This window comes from Actinomadura rupiterrae (assembly GCF_024172125.1).
GTDB lineage: Bacteria > Actinomycetota > Actinomycetes > Streptosporangiales > Streptosporangiaceae > Spirillospora > Spirillospora rupiterrae.
In genome coordinates this window covers 612144-629654 of the sequence record NZ_JAMZEA010000002.1, presented here as the reverse complement: position 1 = coordinate 629654, position 17511 = coordinate 612144, and the positions used below count along the sequence as shown (strand labels likewise).

The following is a 17511-nucleotide window of genomic DNA, read 5'->3' as shown; positions in this document are numbered from 1 at the left end:
CTTCCAGAAAGCGACCCCCTATGAGTTCTGACGGCAAGACCGGCACGTCCGGTAAGACCCGCGCGAATGCTGAGATCAGCGTCCAGAAGTACGAGCCCGCCGCCTACGAGGAGCCGTCGGACGGCCCCACGCTCAACCGCATCCACGTCGAGGAGACCTTCTCCGGCGACATCGAGGGCGCGGGCGTCGTGGAGTTCCTCCAGGCGTCCTTCGCCGACGGGACGGCCAGTTTCGTCGGGATCGAGCGCGTCACCGGCTCGATCGGCGGCCACAGCGGCACGTTCCTGCTCCAGGACAGCGGGACGGTCGCGGACGGCGTCGTCAGCGGCGACTGGTTCGTCGTCCCGGGCTCCGGGACGGGCGGGCTGGCCGGGCTGCGCGGCGAGGGCGGCTTCCGCGCCGACCTCGGCGAGGGCGCGAAAGTCCACCTCGACTACTGGTTCGAGGGCTGACCCGGAGGGCAGGGCGCTTCCTGTGAGGCATCCCATATCCGTGGCGTGACCTGCATGAACATCTGTCCCGCATAGTTGGTTGACCGAACCGGCCATGCGGGACCGGTGTTTCCCGGAGGTTCCCTCGATGCCCGATGCAACCCCCTGGGGCGCCGCCCGCATCAGGTGGGTGTGAAGCGATGCACGAGATGGACGACCTCATGACGGCCACGGCGTCGGTGTCCGGGGAACCGCTGGCGAAGCGGCTCACGCCGGCCGGGGCGGGGGCCGCCGCGGAGGACGGCGACGACGGGTACACGGCCTACGTGTCGGGGCGGGTCGACTGGATCCGCCGCACGGCCTACCTGCTGTGCGGCGACTGGACGTCCGCCGACGACCTGGCCCAGCAGACGATCTACAAGCTGTACGTGCACTGGGCGAAGGCCCGCCGGGCGGAGAGCCTGGACGCCTACACGCGGGTCGTGCTCGTCCGGGAGTTCCTGGCCGAGCGCCGCAAGGCGTGGTGGCGCCGGACGTCCCTGGTCGCGCCGCCCGACCTGCCGGCCGCCGCCCCCGCCGACCCCGAGCGCGGCCTCGACCTGCGCAACGCCCTGACGGGCCTCGGCCCGCGCCAGCGCGCCACGGTCGTGCTGCGCTACTACTGCGACCTGTCGGTGGCCGAGACCGCCGCGGTGCTCGGCTGCTCGGAGGGCAACGTCAAGAGCCAGACGGCCCGCGCCCTCGCCACCCTGCGCGGCTCCCTGGAGGACCGATGAGCGCGCGACTCCCCGGAGGACCGATGGACGAGACGAACCTGCGCGAGGCCCTGCACGACCTCGCGACCGCCCCGCTGCCGCCGTCCGACCGCGTCCGGATCTCCGCGGCGCGCGCCAGAGGCGTGCGGACCCGGCGCGTCCGCCGCGCCGGCGCCGTCGCCGCGGTGGCCGCGACCTGCGTCGCGATCGCCGGCGTCGGCTATGCCGCCACGGACTCCGGCTCCCCGTCGAACCGCCACAACCCGGTCGCCGCCCCCGGCATCTCGTCCGGCCCGGATATCCGGGAAGCGGGCGTGCTGTCCCTGCGGCGCGACGCGTCGTTCGGCTGGCTGCCGGCGGGGTACCGGGAGAGCGGCCTCAGCGTCCAGCTGTCCCCGAACCGGGACCGGCACCGGTGGACGCTGTCGGCGGCAGGCCCCGGCTTCCACATGGGACCCGCGGACGCGCCGGTGCGCCTCATCGTCGGTTCGCCGCAGCGGGGCGCCGCCGTGCCGCGGGACGCCGTCCGGATCACGGTGAACAGGATGCACGGCTACTGGATCAACCAGCCGGGCCGCGGCACCGCCACCCTCACCTGGGCGCTCCCGTCCGGGGCCTGGGCGACGCTCGACGTGGGCCCGGAGGTGTCGAAGGACGTGCCGACGATCATCCGGATCGCGCTGAACGTCCGCTTCTCCGCCAGGGACGCGGCACCGGGCGCGGCGCCGAGCACGGGCGTGATGCAACCGGCCGACGCGGGGCCGGTCCGGTTCCCGGCGCGGATCGCGGGCCTGACGAAGACGTTCCAGACCACCGGCCTGTTCGCGACCCTGTCCGGGTCCGGCATCTCGTCCTTCGGCGGCGACCTGGACGGCGGTACGGCGCCGGGCGCCAAGGGGCTCTCGATCGAGGTGACGCCGAAGGCCGAGGCCGACGACGTCTCGCACGACGGCAGCCTCGCCCGGACGACGATCGAGGGCCACACGGTCTTCCACACGACGTCCGGCTACCCGACCTACTGGATCAGCGACGTCCAGGGGTACGCGATCCGCGTGACCAGCACGCCGGACGCCTTCACCCGGCTCCAGCGCGCCGGCGGCATCAAGGCGGTCATCTCCGGGCTGGCCGTCCCCACGAAGAGCAAGGCCGTCCTGAACCCGTTCGAGTAGGCGAGACCCGGCCGGGGTCACGCCTTGGGGGTGCGGTTTCGGCCGCGGCCGACGCGGTTCGCGGTTTCGGCCGCGGCCGGGGCGTCCACCCCACGTAGCGCCCCGGCCGCGTGCTCGCTCCCGCGCCGCGTCGTTCCGGCGCGGGGAGTCTCGTGGTTCGCCCCGCGCGGCAGCCCGTCGTCCCCTGGCCGCGCGTGACCTGCCGCCGTGGGAAGGCGGCTACCGGCAACCTGCTGGCGTACGGTAGCGCACATCCGGCGACCCGCGCGTCAAGTCTGTCCGATCTGCCGGTGCACCGCGCTGTCAGCCCGTCCGGAACGGGTGGACCTGTCCGGGGTGATGGTGGAAGCTGGCGGGGACGACGATCGCTTCGCCTCCCCGATCGCGAGGTGCTGCCGGTGCCGGCCTGGACGGGTTCGCTGAAGAGTCGCCGGGGCGAGTTCCTGCGGGGCTTCCTGTGGCCGCTCGCGCTGGTCGTGCTGACGCCGCCGACGGTGGTCGTCCTGTGGGAGACGTGCCGCTACCTGCACGGTTCGCTGTGGCGGCTCACCAGCGCGGACGGCTGGGACGTCATCGGCGACCGGTTCCCCGCGCCGACCTGGACGGCGGCCGGGATCATCGTCGGGTTCCTGACCTTCGAGGCGCTGCTGCTGCGCTTCCTGCCCGGACGCTACGACCACGGCCCGGTGACGCCCGCCGGGCAGCGGCCCCGGTACCGCCTCAACGGAGTCGCCGCGTGGGTCGTCACGCACGCGGTCTTCCTGGCCGGTTCGTACGGGCTGAAGTGGTTCTCGCCGGGCGTCCTGTACGCGCGGTTCGGCGAGTTGCTCATCACGATGTGCGTGAGCTGCCTCGTCCTGTGCTGGCTGCTGTACCTGAAGGGGCGGTTCGCGCCGTCCAGCGCGGACGCCGGGACGAACCGCACCCTCGTCATGGACTACTTCTGGGGCGTCGAACTCCATCCGTCGGTGTTCGGGATCGACCTGAAGCAGCTGTTCAACTGCCGTTTCGGGATGATGGGCTGGAGCCTGCTGGTCGTCTCGTTCGCCGGCTACCAGCACCACACCACCGGGCACCTCACGAACGCGCTGGCCGTGTCGGTGCTGCTCCAGGTCGTCTACATCGTGAAGTTCTTCGTCTGGGAGGGCGGCTACTTCGCGAGCCTGGACGTGATGCACGACCGGTTCGGCTACTACCTGTGCTGGGGCGTCACGACCTGGCTGCCCGGCGTCTACAGCCTGGCGGCGCAGTACCTGACGGCGAACCCGCACGACATCCCGTGGCCGGCGGCCGCGGCGCTGGTCGTCGTGGGGCTCGGCGCGATCTGGGTCAACTACGACGCGGACCGGCAGCGGCAGCGGACGCGCCGGACGGGCGGCGAGACGCGGGTCTGGGGCCGTCCGCCCGAGCTGATCCGCGCCCGGTACACCACCGACGACGGGCGGACGCACGACAGCCTGCTGCTCGTCTCGGGCTGGTGGGGGCTCGCGCGGCACTTCCACTACCTGCCGGAATTCGTCGCCGCGCTGACCTGGAGCCTGCCCGCCGGGCCGGGCCACCTGCTGCCGTACTTCTACCCGGTCTTCCTGGCCGTCCTGCTGCTGGACCGCACCGGACGCGACGACCGGCGGTGCGCGGCCAAGTACGGGCCTTACTGGGACGAGTACCGGAGTCGCGTGCGGTGGCGGATCGTCCCTTACCTGTATTGAGGGCCGGACCAAAGGGTGCGGACGGGGGCGAGGACGTCGTCCACGACGCGCGGCTCGGCGTCCCAGAGCATGGTGGCGCGGCGTTCCGCCTCGTAGCGGGGCCAGTTCGCGCCGGGGTCGAGGTCGCGGACGAAGCCGACCCACGCGCTGTGCATGGCGTCGGCGAGCCGCTGCGGCGGTTCGTCCCCGAGCGAGCGCTGGACGCCTTCGGCGTGCAGGACATCGAAGGCGAACGGCAGGTCGAGGCAGTGGTAGGCCATGCCGTGCGGGTCCGTCCAGTCGAACTGGTAGAGCCAGGTGGGCAGGTCGCGGGCGATGTGCCGTTCGGCCATCGCGACGCCGGGCGCGCGGAACAGCGCGTCGGTGAGCGCCTGCCCGACCACGGCCGCCGGACGCTCGCCCTCGTGCAGCGCGAGGTAGTCCGCGACCGAGTCCGTGGGGAGCCCGAGGCCCTCCACGGACGGCGCTACCAGCTCGGCGGACAGGTCCGGCATGACCCGCTCGGGGATCATGTTGAACTCCTGGTGGGTGAAGCCCAGCATGAGCGGCACGGCGGCCGCCCGGGCCTCGGGCACCGGGACGGGGACGAGCTCGCCGTCCGCGAAGGGCGCGGTGAGCAGCTCGACCTTCGGCGGCTCGCCGGGCTCGGGCGCGGTCAGGGCGTCCTGGAGTTCGAGCATCCGGGCGTCGCTGACGTCGCGGAGCGCCTGCGCGGTCGCCGGGAGGCCGGTCCGCTCGGTGAAGCGCTCGGCGACGGCGAGGCCGTCCGCACGGCTTTGCGGCTCCATGACCGCGCCCGAGACCGAGATCGCCGCGCGGAACAGGCCCTGCGCGGACGGTGTCGCCATGAGCGTCCGCACCGCGCCGCCGCCCGCCGACTGCCCCGCGATCGTCACCTTGGACGCGTCGCCGCCGAAGCTCGCGATGTTCTCCTGCACCCAGCGGAGCGCGGCGATCCAGTCGAGGACGCCACGGTTGTCCGGCGCGTCCGCGAGGTGGAGGAAGCCCTCGATGCCGAGCCGGTAACCGATCGAGACGAGCACCACGCCGTCCCGCGCGAACGCGGCGCCGTCGTACCAGGGGCTCGCGTTGCAGCCCGCGACGAACCCGCCGCCGTGGATCCACACCAGCACGGGCAGCGACGCGGACGGATCGGGCGTGAACACGTTCAGGTTGAGGATCTCCGCGCCCGGGATCGTCGGCTCCGGGATCGTCGTGACCTCGGCGAACGGCCTGCGCTGCGCGGTCGGCCCGTACGCCGTCGCCGGGCGCGTCCCGTCCCACGGCCGGACGGGGACGGGCGCCGCGAACCGCAGGTCGCCGACCGGCGCCTGCGCGAACGGGATCCCGAGGAACCGCGCCGAACCGTCCGCCCGCCGCTCCCCCGCGACGTCCCCCGCCTTCGTGCGGACGGTGACCTGCTGCGCCATCACTGCCTCCTCCCGGACGGCGCGTCCACCGGCGCCGCCCGCTCGGAGTATGTCCCCGCCCGACTATTATTTCAAGTCTTGAAATATAGTGATGACCAGGAAGGATACGCGAGTACCCGGAGCAGCGGGGAGAATCTCGGCATGACCGGTCCGGCCAGAACGCAGGGCGTGCGGCGCCACAACCTCTCGCTGCTGCTCCGCCACCTCGACGAGCACGGCCCCTGCTCCCGCACCGAGCTCGCCCAGGCCACCGGCCTCGTCCCCGCCTCCGTGACCACCCTGGTCACCGACCTCATCTCCCGAGGGCTCGTCACCGAGACCGAAACCGGAACAGGCGGAGCCGCGCGGGGCCGGCCTCGGCGTCCGTTGCGCGTAGCGCCGGGGCGGGTCGGCGTGATCGCGGTGCGGGTCTCGCTGGAGCGGCTGGACGTCCTGACCGCCGACCTGGCCGGCCCGACCCTGCACCAGACGTCCGTCCCGCACGGCGCGACCTTCGGCGACGCCGCCGCCCTGGCAGCGGCGATAGCCGAACTCATCGACGCCGCACGCGATGGCGAACGGACGTTCCGGGCGGCGATCGCGATGGCCGGGCCGATCACGGGCGAGACCGTCGCCGCCGCGATCGACTTCGGCTGGCCGTCCACCGACCTGCGGGCGCTCGTCGACGCGCGGCTGTCCGCGCCGCTCCCGATCGACATCGTGAACGACGCGAACGTGGCGGCGCTCGCCGAGTACCGGGCGCTCGCGGCGCGCGGCGTGCGGCACCCGGAGACGGTCGCGTACATCAAGGCCGACACCGGTGTCGGCGGCGGGCTGCTGGTGAACGGCCGCGTCCACTCGGGCAGCCACGGCACCGCGGGCGAGGTCGGCCACATGCCCCTCACCCTGGACGGTCCGCCCTGCGCGTGCGGCGCGCGCGGGTGCCTGGCCGTATACGCGGGTCCGGAACCCCTGACGCGGGCCGCCGGAATCCCGTCCCCCGGGTCCCGCGCCTCCCTGGACGAGCTGGACCGCCGCCTCCGCGCGGGAGACGCCGCCGCCGTCGGGGCCGTCCGCGCGGCGGGCCGCGCCCTGGGCGCCGCGATCCTCGGCGTCTCCGCGCTCGCCGACGCGGGCGAGGTGATCCTCGGCGGCTACCTCGCGTCCTGGGAACCGTGGCTGTCCCCCGGCATCGACGAGCAGACCGCCGGGCGCCGCGCCCTGGTCCCGGGCCTCCAGCCGACCGTGACGCGCGGCGTCCTCGGTTCCGACGCGGCCCTGCGCGGCGCGCTGCAGACCGGCCGGGACGCCGTCCTCGCCGACCCGGCCGCCGTCCCGGTGCTGGAAACCGACCGCACACGGACGACCACCGCCCGGAAATGATCGTAAGCTTGCGCCATGTCCGACGGCCGCCCCGAGTGCCACTGCGTACTGGACCACGACTACGGTGACCGCGACCGCCTGGACACCTTCAACCTGCGCACCATCGTGCACATCGCCCAGTACGGTTTCAGCGTCGTCCTCGTCCAGCCCGAGGAGCGGACGCCCGGCTGGGTCTACAGCATCGGCCTCTGGCACAGCTTCCGCGCGCCGGAGCTCGCCATGTTCGGCGGCGACGTCTACGAGATGGAGGAGACCCTCAACACCCTCGGCCGCCGCACCGCCGAAGGCGACGCGCCGCAGGAGGGCGAGGTCGCCCCGGAGGCCGCCCGCGGCCACCCCGCGTCCTTCCGCCCCGTCGAGACCGTCTGGTACCGCACCGCCTTCCCGGGCGCGGTCTCCTTCTACCGCCGCCCGCCGCTGCCGTTCCTCCAGGTCGTCTGGCCGGACGGCGGCGACCTGTTCCCCTGGCAGCCCGGCACCACCCTCGACTTCCGGCGCACCCAGCCCTGGCTGTGGCTCCCCCCGCGCGAGCACCCCGACGGCATCTGGGCCACCCGCCTGCGCCCCGCGACGTAGGCTCATCGGAATGTTCGGCCCGCTGGCGGAGACCCTCCGCACCCGCCGCCTCGTCCTCGAACCCCTGACCGTCCACCACGCGGACGAGATGGCCGCCGTCCTGGACGACCCGCGCCTGCACACCTACATCGGCGGCGAGCCCCTCTCCCTCCCCGACCTGAGAGCGCGCTACGCCCGCCTGTCCGCCGGCCCGTCCCCCTTCCACCAGGAGGGCTGGCTCAACTGGATCGTCCGCCGCTCCCGCGACGGCCGGCCGGTCGGCACCGTCCAGGCCACCGTCACCCCGACCGAGACCTCCATCGCCTGGGTCATCGCCATGCCCTACCAGGGCTTCGGCTTCGCCACCGAAGCCGCCGAAGCCCTCATCACCTGGCTGAAGGCCCACAACGTCCGCACCATCACCGCCTCCATCCACCCGGACAACACCCCGTCCAAATCCGTGGCGGCCAAACTGGGCATGCACCCCACCCCCCGAACCACCGCCGAAGAAACCATCTGGCAACTCCCGCTCTAGGACGCAGAACGGAAGCCTCACTCGGAGCTTCGCGTGGGTGACAGCGCCTTGGGCGGCAAGGCCTCGCGGTAGAGGCGGGCGGTCTTTCGCCAAGGGGTCTCTGATGCCGTGAACAACAGCGCCCCGGGCGGCTTGCCGATGCAGAGGCGGGCCCGGGGCTTACGGCGACGACTCTAGCTCAGTGGCGTCCGGCTTCTGGGCGCGTTGGACGACTCGTCCTCCGGAAGTTCGCGCTGAGACGTGTGGGCCGACCGTGCGCGGTGAGGATGGCGGGGTGGACGGCGGCTGCCGAATTATCTCCCATATCAGGAGAGCTGGTGGTTTGGTGGTGGGTAGGGGTGGGGTCGGGAACGGGCGGTTCGCGGGCGAGGAGTGGGTCGGCGATGCGGGAGGTCTGGCCGGGGGACGCGTATCCGTTGGGCGCGACCTGGAACGGGTCCGGGACGAACTTCGCGGTGTTCTCCGAGGTGGCGCGGCGCGTTGAGGTGTGCCTTTTCGGGGCGGACGGGCAGGAGGAGCGGATCGTCCTGCCCGAGGTGGACGGGTTCGTGTGGCACGGGTACCTGCCGGGGGTCGGGCCCGGGCAGCAGTACGGGTACCGGGTGGACGGGCCGTACGAGCCGGAGCACGGGCACCGGTGCAACCCGTCCAAGCTGCTGCTCGACCCGTACGGGAAGGCCGTCGAGGGCGAGGTGCGGTGGCATGAGGCGCTGTTCTCGTACCGGTTCGGGGATCCGGACGAGCTGAACGCCGACGACTCGGCGCCGTTCATGCCGAAGAACGTCGTGATCAACCCGTTCTTCGACTGGGCGGACGACCGGCCGCCGCGCACGCCGTACCACCGGACGGTCGTGTACGAGGCGCACGTGCGCGGGCTGACGATGCGGCATCCGGGGATCCCGGAGGAGCAGCGCGGCACGTACGCGGGGCTGGCGCATCCGGTGATGATCGACCACCTGATCGAGCTCGGGGTGACGGCCGTCGAGCTGATGCCGGTGCACCAGTTCGTGCCCGAGCACGCGACGGTCGCGCGGGGGCTCACGAACTACTGGGGTTACAACACGATCGGGTTCCTCGCCCCGCACAACGCGTATTCGGCGTCGGGGCAGCGCGGGGAGCAGGTCCTCGAATTCAAGGCCATGGTGCGGACGCTCCACCAGGCGGGAATCGAGGTCATTCTCGACGTCGTTTACAACCACACGGCCGAGGGCGACCACCTCGGGCCGACGCTGTCCTTTCGGGGCATCGACAACGCGTCCTACTACCGGCTTCGGGACGACGATCGGCGCTACCACCTCGACTACACGGGATGCGGGAACTCGCTGAACGTCCGCAGCCCGCACGCTTTGCAGCTCATCATGGATTCGCTGCGCTACTGGATCCTCGAAATGCATGTGGACGGCTTCCGCTTCGACCTCGCGAGCGCGCTCGCCCGGGAGCTGCACGACGTCGACCGGCTGGCGGCGTTCTTCGACCTGGTGCAGCAGGACCCGGTGGTCTCGCAGGTCAAGCTCATCGCCGAACCCTGGGACGTCGGCGAGGGCGGTTACCAGGTCGGCAACTTCCCGCCGCTGTGGAGCGAGTGGAACGGGAAGTACCGCGACGCCGTCCGGGATTTCTGGCGCGGCTCGTTCGAGACGCTGCCGGAGTTCGCGTCGCGGCTCACCGGGTCGTCCGACCTGTACGAGCACAGCGCGCGGCGCCCCTTCGCCTCGGTCAATTTCGTGACCTGCCACGACGGTTTCACCCTCACCGACCTCGTGTCCTACGAGCGCAAGCACAACGAGTCGAACGGCGAGGACAACCGCGACGGCACGGACGACAACCGCTCCTGGAACTGCGGCGTCGAAGGACCGACCGACGACCGGTCGGTCAACGAACTCCGCGCGAGGCAGCGGCGGAACTTCTTCGCCACATTGTTCCTCTCCCAGGGCGTGCCGATGCTCTCGCACGGCGACGAACTCGGCCGGACGCAACGCGGCAACAACAACGCCTACTGCCAGGACAACGAGCTGGCCTGGATCGACTGGACCGCGGCGGAGGACGCCGCGGACGAGCTGGAGTTCGTCCGGATCGTGTCGCGGCTGCGGCACGAGCACCCGGTGTTCCGCCGCCGCCGCTTCTTCCGCGGTGTCCGCGCCGGCACGGACGGCCACGACGCCGACATCGCGTGGCTCACGCCGTCCGGGGAGCCCATGACCGACGACGACTGGCAGGCCGGCTTCGCCAAAGCGCTCGCGGTCTACCTGAACGGCGAGGCGATCACCGAGCCGGACACCCGGGGCCGCCGCGTCCGGGACGACTCGTTCCTCCTCCTCATCAACGCCCACTCGTCCGCGGTCGACTTCACCGTCCCGGCCCCCGAGTACGGCGAGCGCTGGCAACTGGCGCTCGACACCGCCGCCCCCGGAACCGTCGGCGAACGCCCCCGCCTGAAGCCCCACGACACCATCGAAATCCCCGAACACTCCCTGACCGTCCTCCACCGCCCCTGAGCACTGGGCGAGGGGGTGTCAGGCGTGGGCGGCGGTCAGGGCGGTCAGGAGGACGAGGACGAAGGTGGTGACGGCGACGACGCCGTGCAGGGTGACGGCCGCGGCCGGGAAGGACTGGTCCGCGCCGCGGGCATGGCGTCCGCCGCCGCCGACGCCGACCAGCCAGCGGGTGAAGAGCATGATGCCCTGGAACGCGACGGCGAGCAGGATGCCGAAGGCGAGCCACGCGCACCACACGCGGCCGCTGACGAGGAAGGCGATCCACGCGCTCAGCCCGGTGACCGCCGACAGGGGGTGCCCGATGAGGACCGCCTTCGGGAAGCGCGTGACCTTGGCCGGCTGACCGCGCAACCCGCCCGCCGCCAGCCAGCGCACCAGCAGGTACGCACCGGCGGCGGCCGCCAGTATCCATGCCACGAGCGCGGCGAACTCCACTCCGGCTCCCCTCCGCGTGCCGTTCCACCCCACCCTGAGTGTCGCGCGTTCACCGCCGATACATGACTGTTTCGTGAAGATTGCACCACACTCTGTGATCAGCGCGCCGAACGGACGCGATATCGCAGGAAAAGCCGCCCGCATCCGCGTAAACCGCAGCCCGAGCGGAACGACCGGCAAGCACGCGCAACCCGTCGGGACGACCGGCAAGCACGCGCAGCCCGTCCGATCGCCGAGATCGCGAAGCCGCGCCGCCTCTGCCCGGCCTGACCTGACCTGCGGGTTCGGGCGGAGGCCGGCGCGTGCCCGGCAGGACCGCCCGGCGACCCGGGCGATCGTTTCGTCGGACGGAGGGGCCATGATGGGGGGATGGACCTGCCGATCAGCCCGCCGCTGCCGCCGATGCTGGCCAAGGCGGTCAAGACGATGCCCGAGGGCGACCTGCTGTACGAGCCGAAGTGGGACGGCTTCCGCTGCGTGATCTTCCGGGACGGCGCCGAGGTGGAGCTGTCCAGCCGCGGCGAGAAGCCGCTGACCAGGTACTTCCCCGAGCTGGTCGAGGCCGTGAAGCGGGAGCTGCCGGAGCGCTGCGCGGTGGACGGGGAGATCGTCCTGCGCAAGGGCACCCGGCTCGACTTCGACACGCTGCAGCAGCGCATCCACCCGGCCGCGTCCCGCGTCAAGCTGCTGTCGGAGGAGACGCCCGCGTCGTTCGTGGCGTTCGACCTGCTGGCGCTGGGCGACGAGTCGCTGATGGACGTCCCGCTCGGCGAGCGCCGCCGCCGGCTGCTGGACGCGCTGGCCGACTCCGGGCCGCCGATCCACGTGACGCCCGCGACCGACTCGCGCGAGCTGGCCGAGCGCTGGTTCACCGAGTTCGAGGGCGCCGGGCTGGACGGCGTGATCGCCAAGCCGCTCGGCATCCCCTACCAGCCGGACAAGCGCGCCCTGTTCAAGGTCAAGCACGAGCGGACGGCCGACTGCGTGGTGGCGGGCTTCCGCTGGCACAAGTCCGGCCCGATCGTCGGCTCGCTGCTGCTCGGCCTCTACAACAGCGAGGGCCGCCTCCAGCATGTGGGCGTTTCCGGTTCCTTCACCATGAAGCGCCGCGCCGAGCTGGTCGAGGAGCTGCAGCCCTACCGCCTGGACGACCTGTCCGAGCACCCGTGGGCGGGCTGGGCCGAGCAGGACGAGGCCACCGTCGACCGGATGCCCGGCGCGGTCTCCCGCTGGACGGGCAAGAAGGACCTTTCGTGGGTTCCGCTGCGTCCGGAACTCGTCGTCGAGGTGGCCTACCAGGCGATGGAGGGCGACCGTTTCCGCCACATGGGCCAGTTCCGCCGCTGGCGCCCCGACCGCACCGCCGAGTCCTGCACCTACGAGCAGCTCGAACTGCCCGTCGACTACGACCTCGACGCCATCTTCAAGACCCCGCACACCGCCGAGACCACCACCTACCGCAAGCCCTGACCCGCTCCCCCGCGTCCCGCAAGATCATCGATTTCGGCGATCTCGGGACGCGGGCGCGTTCCTGTCACTACGGTGCGTTCGGTCGCATATCCAACGTGTTGGGAAGGTCATGACCGAGCGCGGGAAAGACGTCGTCACCCTGGACGCCGGGACGGGCAGGGAACTCGGGCTGTCCGAGTCCGATTTCGAGATCCTCACCGGGACCGGACTCCCCAAGGAGGGCCTGCACTTCGACACGGACGTGCCGGACGAGCCGTTCGGCCTCTTCGCCGTCCAGCCGCTGAACGGAACCGGTCGCGCCCTGTTCCTCGGCGGCACCGGCACCGACGGCGACATGCGGTTCTTCCTCGACGTCCAGGGCGGGAACGTCGTGCTGCTCATCCCGGGCGAGGACGGCGAGCTGCAGACCGAGATGGTCAACACCTCGCTCGCCCAGTTCCTCGAATTCCTCCGCCGGCTCGGCGACCTCATGGACGAACCCGCGTCCCCCACCGACCGGGCCCGCCTCCAGGAGCTCACCGCGGAGCTCACCGAACTCTCCCCCGAGTCGTTCCGGCACCCGCACTGCTGGTGGCCGATGGTCATCGACCACCTCCGCCGCATGCTCGCCCGCCGCGACCGCGAGTCCGGACCGGCCCGCTCGCAGAGCGACGCCTTCGACCGGGCGCTCGACCGCATGTACGACCAGGGCGCCCGCCTCGTCCTCCCCGACGAGTTCGCCGCCGAGACCGACGCCTACGGCCTGCTGACGCTGCCGGCCGACTTCTCGGACGCGTTCTCCCCCGAAGGCGCCCTGATCCGCGACGTGACCTTCTCCTGCCGCGGCATGGAGACCTCGATGCTCCAGGCCGCCTTCGCCCGCGAGGGCCTCGTCCTCGTCATCCCCCCGGCGGACGAACCGGACGACGAGGACCCCCAGGCCGCGTACGAACGCCTCATTGCCGAGATGACCGGCCCCCAGACCCCGGGCGACGACACCCCGACCTGCGAAGCGGGCGACGGATCGTCCGACCTGTGCCGTATCTCCCAGGCGTTCGACCTCCTCGCCCAGCAGGGCTACGTCGCCGAGCCCGCCCTCTGGCCCACCAACTCGGGCTGCTGGGAGCGCGTCGCCGAACTCGTCGACGATCCGTCCGAGGCCAAGGCCGTCTTCTGGAACACCCAGAGCCACGCCGAAGCCTTCGACCCCCGCGGCGACCTGACCGGCCCCCTCTTCCTCACCTGGTCCGGCGACCGCGACACCATCGCCGAAGCCCTCTCCACCACCGGCGTAACCGTAACCGTCCCCAACGACGCCTCCAAAACCTTCATCCTCGAACCAACCCCCGCCTAGCCACCCCGCCCCCAGCACCCCGCGCCGCCGCCCGGGATGGCTTCGTCCAGCTGTCCTGGGCGGCGGCATCAGGTCCGTTGACGGCGATTACCTTGAAGCGATGAACGTGTCTTCCGGGTTCGGCGAGGTCTTGGCGCGGCTGCTCGACCATCGGCGCACGGATGTCGATGCGGTGTCCAATGCGTCCGGCGTAGCGGTACGCCGGGTGCAGGACGTCGTCGACGGGATGCCAGCCGGCCAGGCATTGCTCGGGGCGCTCGCCCCGGTACTGGATCTGCATGAAGCGGACCTGTTCGCTTTGGCCAGGCTGGCCGTTCCGGACGCGCTGGCTCCCTTGGACGCGTCCGCGAGTCGGCTCCTCAAGCACCTGGTGCCCGACGCCATCTGCTTGGCCGCGCAACAGCGGACGCAGTTGCTAGAGATGGTTCGCAGCTTGCCGCAACAGCCTCGTGAGCGTCCATACGTCCCGTCGAGAGTGTACGAGCCGGATCTGGCGGGCTTCGGCGCGGTCATCGGCAACATGCTGTACGGCAACAGGAATTTCGGGCCGTCCGGCGCGGCAGTAGCGCTCGCATGTTGCTCTAACGGCCGGATGTACGTGTCACCGGCGACCATCATGGGGATCACGGCGGGCAGATTCGAACTGACGCCGGAGCGGCTCGCGGATCTGGCAACTCTGCTGGACGTCCCTGCCGATGTCCTCGCTGCCGCTTCCGGCATCCCCCTCCCCGAAGGAATGCCGCCCGAGGATCCTGCTGCGGCCGACACGGCGAGGTTGGTTTGGGACGTCCGCAGGCTGACCGCGAATCAGCTGCAGCAGGTCTGCGAGCAGGCGAGCATCATGCGCTCGGAAATACCTGATGAGGCATGCGACCAGAACTTCTATGCCAGCCGACCGAATCACCGGCGTCCACCCTTCAGACGCTGTTTTTGAATGGTGATCTTGGGTCCGTGCTGGTGTTCTTCCTCATGGCGGGCGCGGGCTGAAGGCGTGGACGTGGCGATCACCCTTCTCCGCATGAACTCTGAGCGCGGTCTTCGGAGTCTCGAACTCGGAAGGGCTCGATGTCCACCGTGATCATTTTCTCCTGCTGGAAGGCGTCCAGGTCGGTGTACCGACCTGGATCTGGTCGGATCTGGTGGAATCTGAACGTTGCGTTGGTGTCGCCGGCGGAGATGACGCACCGTACCGGGGTGGGCGTTTGGAGGGCGTAGATGAGTTCGGCGAACTCCAGCGCGAATGCCAGCCCATGGAGGAGCAGGGTGCGCTGTTCCTGCTCGGCGATCACTGGTGCGTTGTCAACGGTGGCGACTTTCACCGGGACGAAGTCCTCTAGGTGGAAGGAGCTGTCGTCACATTCCCACCGGTTGAGATCATCGAGGTACAGCTGTGCGTTCGCCGGGTTGTGGGAGTCGGACCAGGTGAGTGCCTGTCCGTGGCGGATGATGCCGCGGGCAGCCTTCTCTTGGAGGCCGGTCGCCAGGCCTCCTGGCGGCTCCAATCTCTCGAGTCCGGTCAGGACGCCGAGGGTCTGGACTGCCGCGTCGTTCATCTTCAGCGAGAGCACACCGTTCAGGATGCCAGTTGGGTGCTGTCCAGCCGATGACCTTGTCGAGGTGAAGGTCGCAGCTGTTGGCGTTCTCGAATCTGGCGCCGGCGACGTCGGTCAGGCCGCGAGGAGGGGTGCCGGTGTCGACCGGCCCGAACCGAGCTACTGTCAGGCACCCGGGTCCTATCAGCGGCACGGGTACTTTGCGCTGACGGGCTTGTTCGGGGGCCGGGGGTGCCCGGCGTCCGGGGGACGCCGGGCGGGGGGGTTAGGGGTGGGCGGTTTCGGTTTGGACGGTTTGGCGGTCTAGGTCGGGGGCGGTCTTGGCGGCCATGCCCTCGGGCTTGGTGTAGGGGCGCAGGTAGGTCTGGGTGAGGCCGGGGACGCGGTCCTCGATGACGTAGGTGGCCTTGGTGGACGCGGCGGCGCCCGGGGTGCGGACGGTCGGGACGGTCTTGAAGTCGGCCTTCATCTGGTCGCGGTCGATGCGGGTCAGGACGTAGCCGCGCTGGTTGGAGTAGAACCTCAGGGCCGGGTTGTACTTGAACCAGGGGTGGGTGCCGTCGCCGTCGGAGCCGTCGCCGCCGCTGGTGATGGACGAGCAGACCAGCTCGCTGCCGACGGCTTTGGCGGACGGGTCGTCGTAGTCGATCTTGAGGTCGCCGGCCCAGTGCGCGTGCACGTCGCCGGTGAGGACGACGGCGTTGCGGACGCGGGCGTCGACCCAGCCGCGGGTGATGCGCTCGCGGGACGCGGTGTAGCCGTCCCAGGCGTCCATGCTGGTGACCTTGAGCGGGCCGGCGTCGCGGTCGCGCTGGCCGAAGAAGACCTGCTGGCCGAGGATGTCCCAGCGCGCGGCGGACCGGCGGAAGCCCTCGACCAGCCACTTCTCCTGCGCGCCGCCGGTGATCGTCCGGGACGGGTCGTCCGCGGCGGCGCAGTTCTTGTAGCCGTCGCCGCACGCCTGGTCGTCGCGGAACTGGCGGGTGTCGAGCATGTGGAGGTTGGCGAGGCGGCCCCAGCGGATCCGCCGGTAGAGCTGCATGTCCGGGCCGTGCGGGAGGGACGAGCGGCGCAGCGGCATGTTCTCGTAGTAGGCCTGGAACGCAGCGGCGCGGCGCTTGAGGAAGTCGGCCGGGGCGGGCGTGTCGGAGCCCTCCTCGGGGACGGTCCCGGCCCAGTTGTTCTCGACCTCGTGGTCGTCGAAGACGACGAGCCAGGGGGCGGCGGCGTGCGCGGCGCGGAGGTCGGGGTCGCTCTTGTACTGGGCGTACCGGTGGCGGTAGTCGGCGAGCGTGACGGTCTCGGGGCCCTCGTGGTCGCGCGGGTTGCCGCCGGGGACCGTGTAGTCCCCCTTCTTGTACTCGTACTGGTAGTCGCCCAGGTGCAGGATGAGGTCGGGCTCGTCCTCGGCCAGGCGGCGGTATGCCGTGAAGTAGCCGTGCTCGAACTGGCTGCAGGAGACGAAGCCCATGGTCAGGGCCTCGCCGAAGGTGGACGGGTGCGGCGCGGTGCGGGCGCGTCCGGCCGGGGAGACGTGGCCGTCCACGCGGAAGCGGTACCAGTAGTCGCGTCCGGCGGACAGGCCGTTCAGCTCGACGTGCACGCTGTGCGCGGATTCCGGGCGTGCTTGCGCCAAGCCACGGCGGACGATCCGGCGGAAGCGGTCGTCCGCGGCGATCTGCCACTCGACGCGGAACGCGCGCGAGGGCATGCCGCCGAGGCCGTCGGCGGCGTGCGGGTCGACGGCCAGCCGCGTCCAGATGACGAACCCGTGGTGGTCGGGGTCGCCGGACGCGATGCCGAGCGTGAACGGGTCGCCGGGGAGGCGGCGTCCCGGCGACGGGGCGGCCGCGGCGGACGGCGCGCCGGGCACGCTCAGCACGCCCGCGGCCCCGATCGCGAGCGACCCGGCCAGGACGGATCGCCGCCCGACGAGACGGGCGAGGGCGGACGCGTTCTCGGTGGTGGTGGGCGATGCGGCGGCGCGGGTGTGAGGCGCTTCGGGCATGGAGACCTCTCGGAGTGTCCGACGGCTGATCGTCGGACAGCGTCCCGAGCGGGCGTGACCGTGCCGTGCCGCGCGGGTGACGTGCGGGCGTACGGCGAGGATACGAGAAACGATCTTGGAGGCGGGGAACGAAACGGGCGCAGGAGCCACCGGAGGTGGTAAACTTAAAGATCTTGGCTCAACTGAACGCACTCATCCCACCATGAGAACAAGAATAGCAAGGGAAAGCAGACACGTCAACTCCGGCCTGTCAAGCCGTCCGGCGAATCCG

Annotated in this window: 15 protein-coding genes; 11 read left to right on the top strand and 4 right to left on the bottom strand. The window is 71.2% G+C overall.

What is annotated here, in order from left to right:
* Positions 1-20 precede the first annotated feature (20 nt).
* The 4 genes from FHU30_RS07415 (at position 21) to FHU30_RS07400 (ending at position 4064) form a co-directional block, all read left to right on the top strand.
* Positions 21-452: a DUF3224 domain-containing protein gene (locus FHU30_RS07415; protein WP_253873320.1), complete on the top strand. Its 432-nt coding sequence runs from the start codon at positions 21-23 to the stop codon at positions 450-452.
* Positions 453-631: 179 nt separating this feature from the next.
* A complete protein-coding gene (locus FHU30_RS07410; protein WP_253873317.1) occupies positions 632-1207 on the top strand; it encodes a SigE family RNA polymerase sigma factor in 576 nt (191 codons plus the stop codon).
* Positions 1208-1230: 23 nt separating this feature from the next.
* Positions 1231-2355 carry a hypothetical protein gene (locus FHU30_RS07405; RefSeq protein ID WP_253873315.1) on the top strand — a complete coding sequence of 375 codons (1125 nt, stop codon included), beginning with the start codon at positions 1231-1233 and terminating at the stop codon, positions 2353-2355.
* 398 nt (positions 2356-2753) lie between these two features.
* Positions 2754-4064 (top strand): phosphatidylethanolamine N-methyltransferase family domain-containing protein, encoded by a 1311-nt coding sequence (locus tag FHU30_RS07400; protein WP_253873313.1) that lies wholly within the window; start codon positions 2754-2756, stop codon positions 4062-4064.
* On the opposite strand, the gene FHU30_RS07395 is transcribed toward FHU30_RS07400, so the two are convergent.
* Positions 4052-5494, bottom strand: coding sequence for a carboxylesterase/lipase family protein (locus FHU30_RS07395; protein ID WP_253873311.1), 1443 nt, complete (start codon positions 5492-5494; stop codon positions 4052-4054). The genes FHU30_RS07400 and FHU30_RS07395 overlap by 13 nt on opposite strands.
* 141 nt (positions 5495-5635) lie before the next feature.
* Here FHU30_RS07395 and FHU30_RS07390 point away from each other — a divergent pair, with 141 nt between their 5' ends.
* The 4 genes from FHU30_RS07390 to glgX all read left to right on the top strand — a co-directional run bounded on the left by FHU30_RS07390 (position 5636) and on the right by glgX (position 10441).
* A complete protein-coding gene (locus FHU30_RS07390) occupies positions 5636-6856 on the top strand; it encodes an ROK family transcriptional regulator (RefSeq protein ID WP_253873309.1) in 1221 nt (406 codons plus the stop codon).
* 15 nt (positions 6857-6871) lie between these two features.
* Complete coding sequence (locus FHU30_RS07385) at positions 6872-7432, top strand: DUF4262 domain-containing protein (protein ID WP_253873307.1); 561 nt, start codon at positions 6872-6874, stop codon at positions 7430-7432.
* A gap of 10 nt (positions 7433-7442) precedes the next feature.
* On the top strand, positions 7443-7946 hold the full coding sequence (locus FHU30_RS07380; RefSeq protein ID WP_253873305.1) for a GNAT family N-acetyltransferase: 504 nt from the start codon (positions 7443-7445) through the stop codon (positions 7944-7946).
* Positions 7947-8329: 383 nt separating this feature from the next.
* Positions 8330-10441: a glycogen debranching protein GlgX gene (glgX, locus tag FHU30_RS07375; protein WP_253873303.1), complete on the top strand. Its 2112-nt coding sequence runs from the start codon at positions 8330-8332 to the stop codon at positions 10439-10441.
* Positions 10442-10459: 18 nt separating this feature from the next.
* Here the strand turns inward: glgX and FHU30_RS07370 are convergent, their stop codons facing one another.
* Entirely contained in the window at positions 10460-10876 is a 417-nt protein-coding gene (locus tag FHU30_RS07370) for a hypothetical protein (protein ID WP_253873301.1), read from the bottom strand.
* Positions 10877-11245: 369 nt separating this feature from the next.
* Between FHU30_RS07370 and FHU30_RS07365 the strand changes: the two genes are divergently transcribed.
* From FHU30_RS07365 to FHU30_RS07355, 3 genes are all read left to right on the top strand, one after another.
* Positions 11246-12346: an ATP-dependent DNA ligase gene (locus FHU30_RS07365; protein WP_253873299.1), complete on the top strand. Its 1101-nt coding sequence runs from the start codon at positions 11246-11248 to the stop codon at positions 12344-12346.
* A 109-nt stretch (positions 12347-12455) separates the two neighbouring features.
* Entirely contained in the window at positions 12456-13679 is a 1224-nt protein-coding gene (locus FHU30_RS07360; RefSeq protein WP_253873297.1) for an SUKH-4 family immunity protein, read from the top strand.
* A 100-nt stretch (positions 13680-13779) separates the two neighbouring features.
* Positions 13780-14613: a hypothetical protein gene (locus FHU30_RS07355; protein ID WP_253873295.1), complete on the top strand. Its 834-nt coding sequence runs from the start codon at positions 13780-13782 to the stop codon at positions 14611-14613.
* A 70-nt stretch (positions 14614-14683) separates the two neighbouring features.
* Here the strand turns inward: FHU30_RS07355 and FHU30_RS07350 are convergent, their stop codons facing one another.
* The gene (locus FHU30_RS07350) at positions 14684-15247 is read right to left on the bottom strand and encodes a hypothetical protein (RefSeq protein ID WP_253873293.1); all 564 of its coding nucleotides are present in this window, start codon (positions 15245-15247) and stop codon (positions 14684-14686) included.
* Positions 15248-15497: 250 nt separating this feature from the next.
* Positions 15498-17240, bottom strand: coding sequence for an alkaline phosphatase D family protein (locus FHU30_RS07345; RefSeq protein ID WP_253873291.1), 1743 nt, complete (start codon positions 17238-17240; stop codon positions 15498-15500).
* Between the last annotated feature and the right edge of the window lie 271 nt (positions 17241-17511).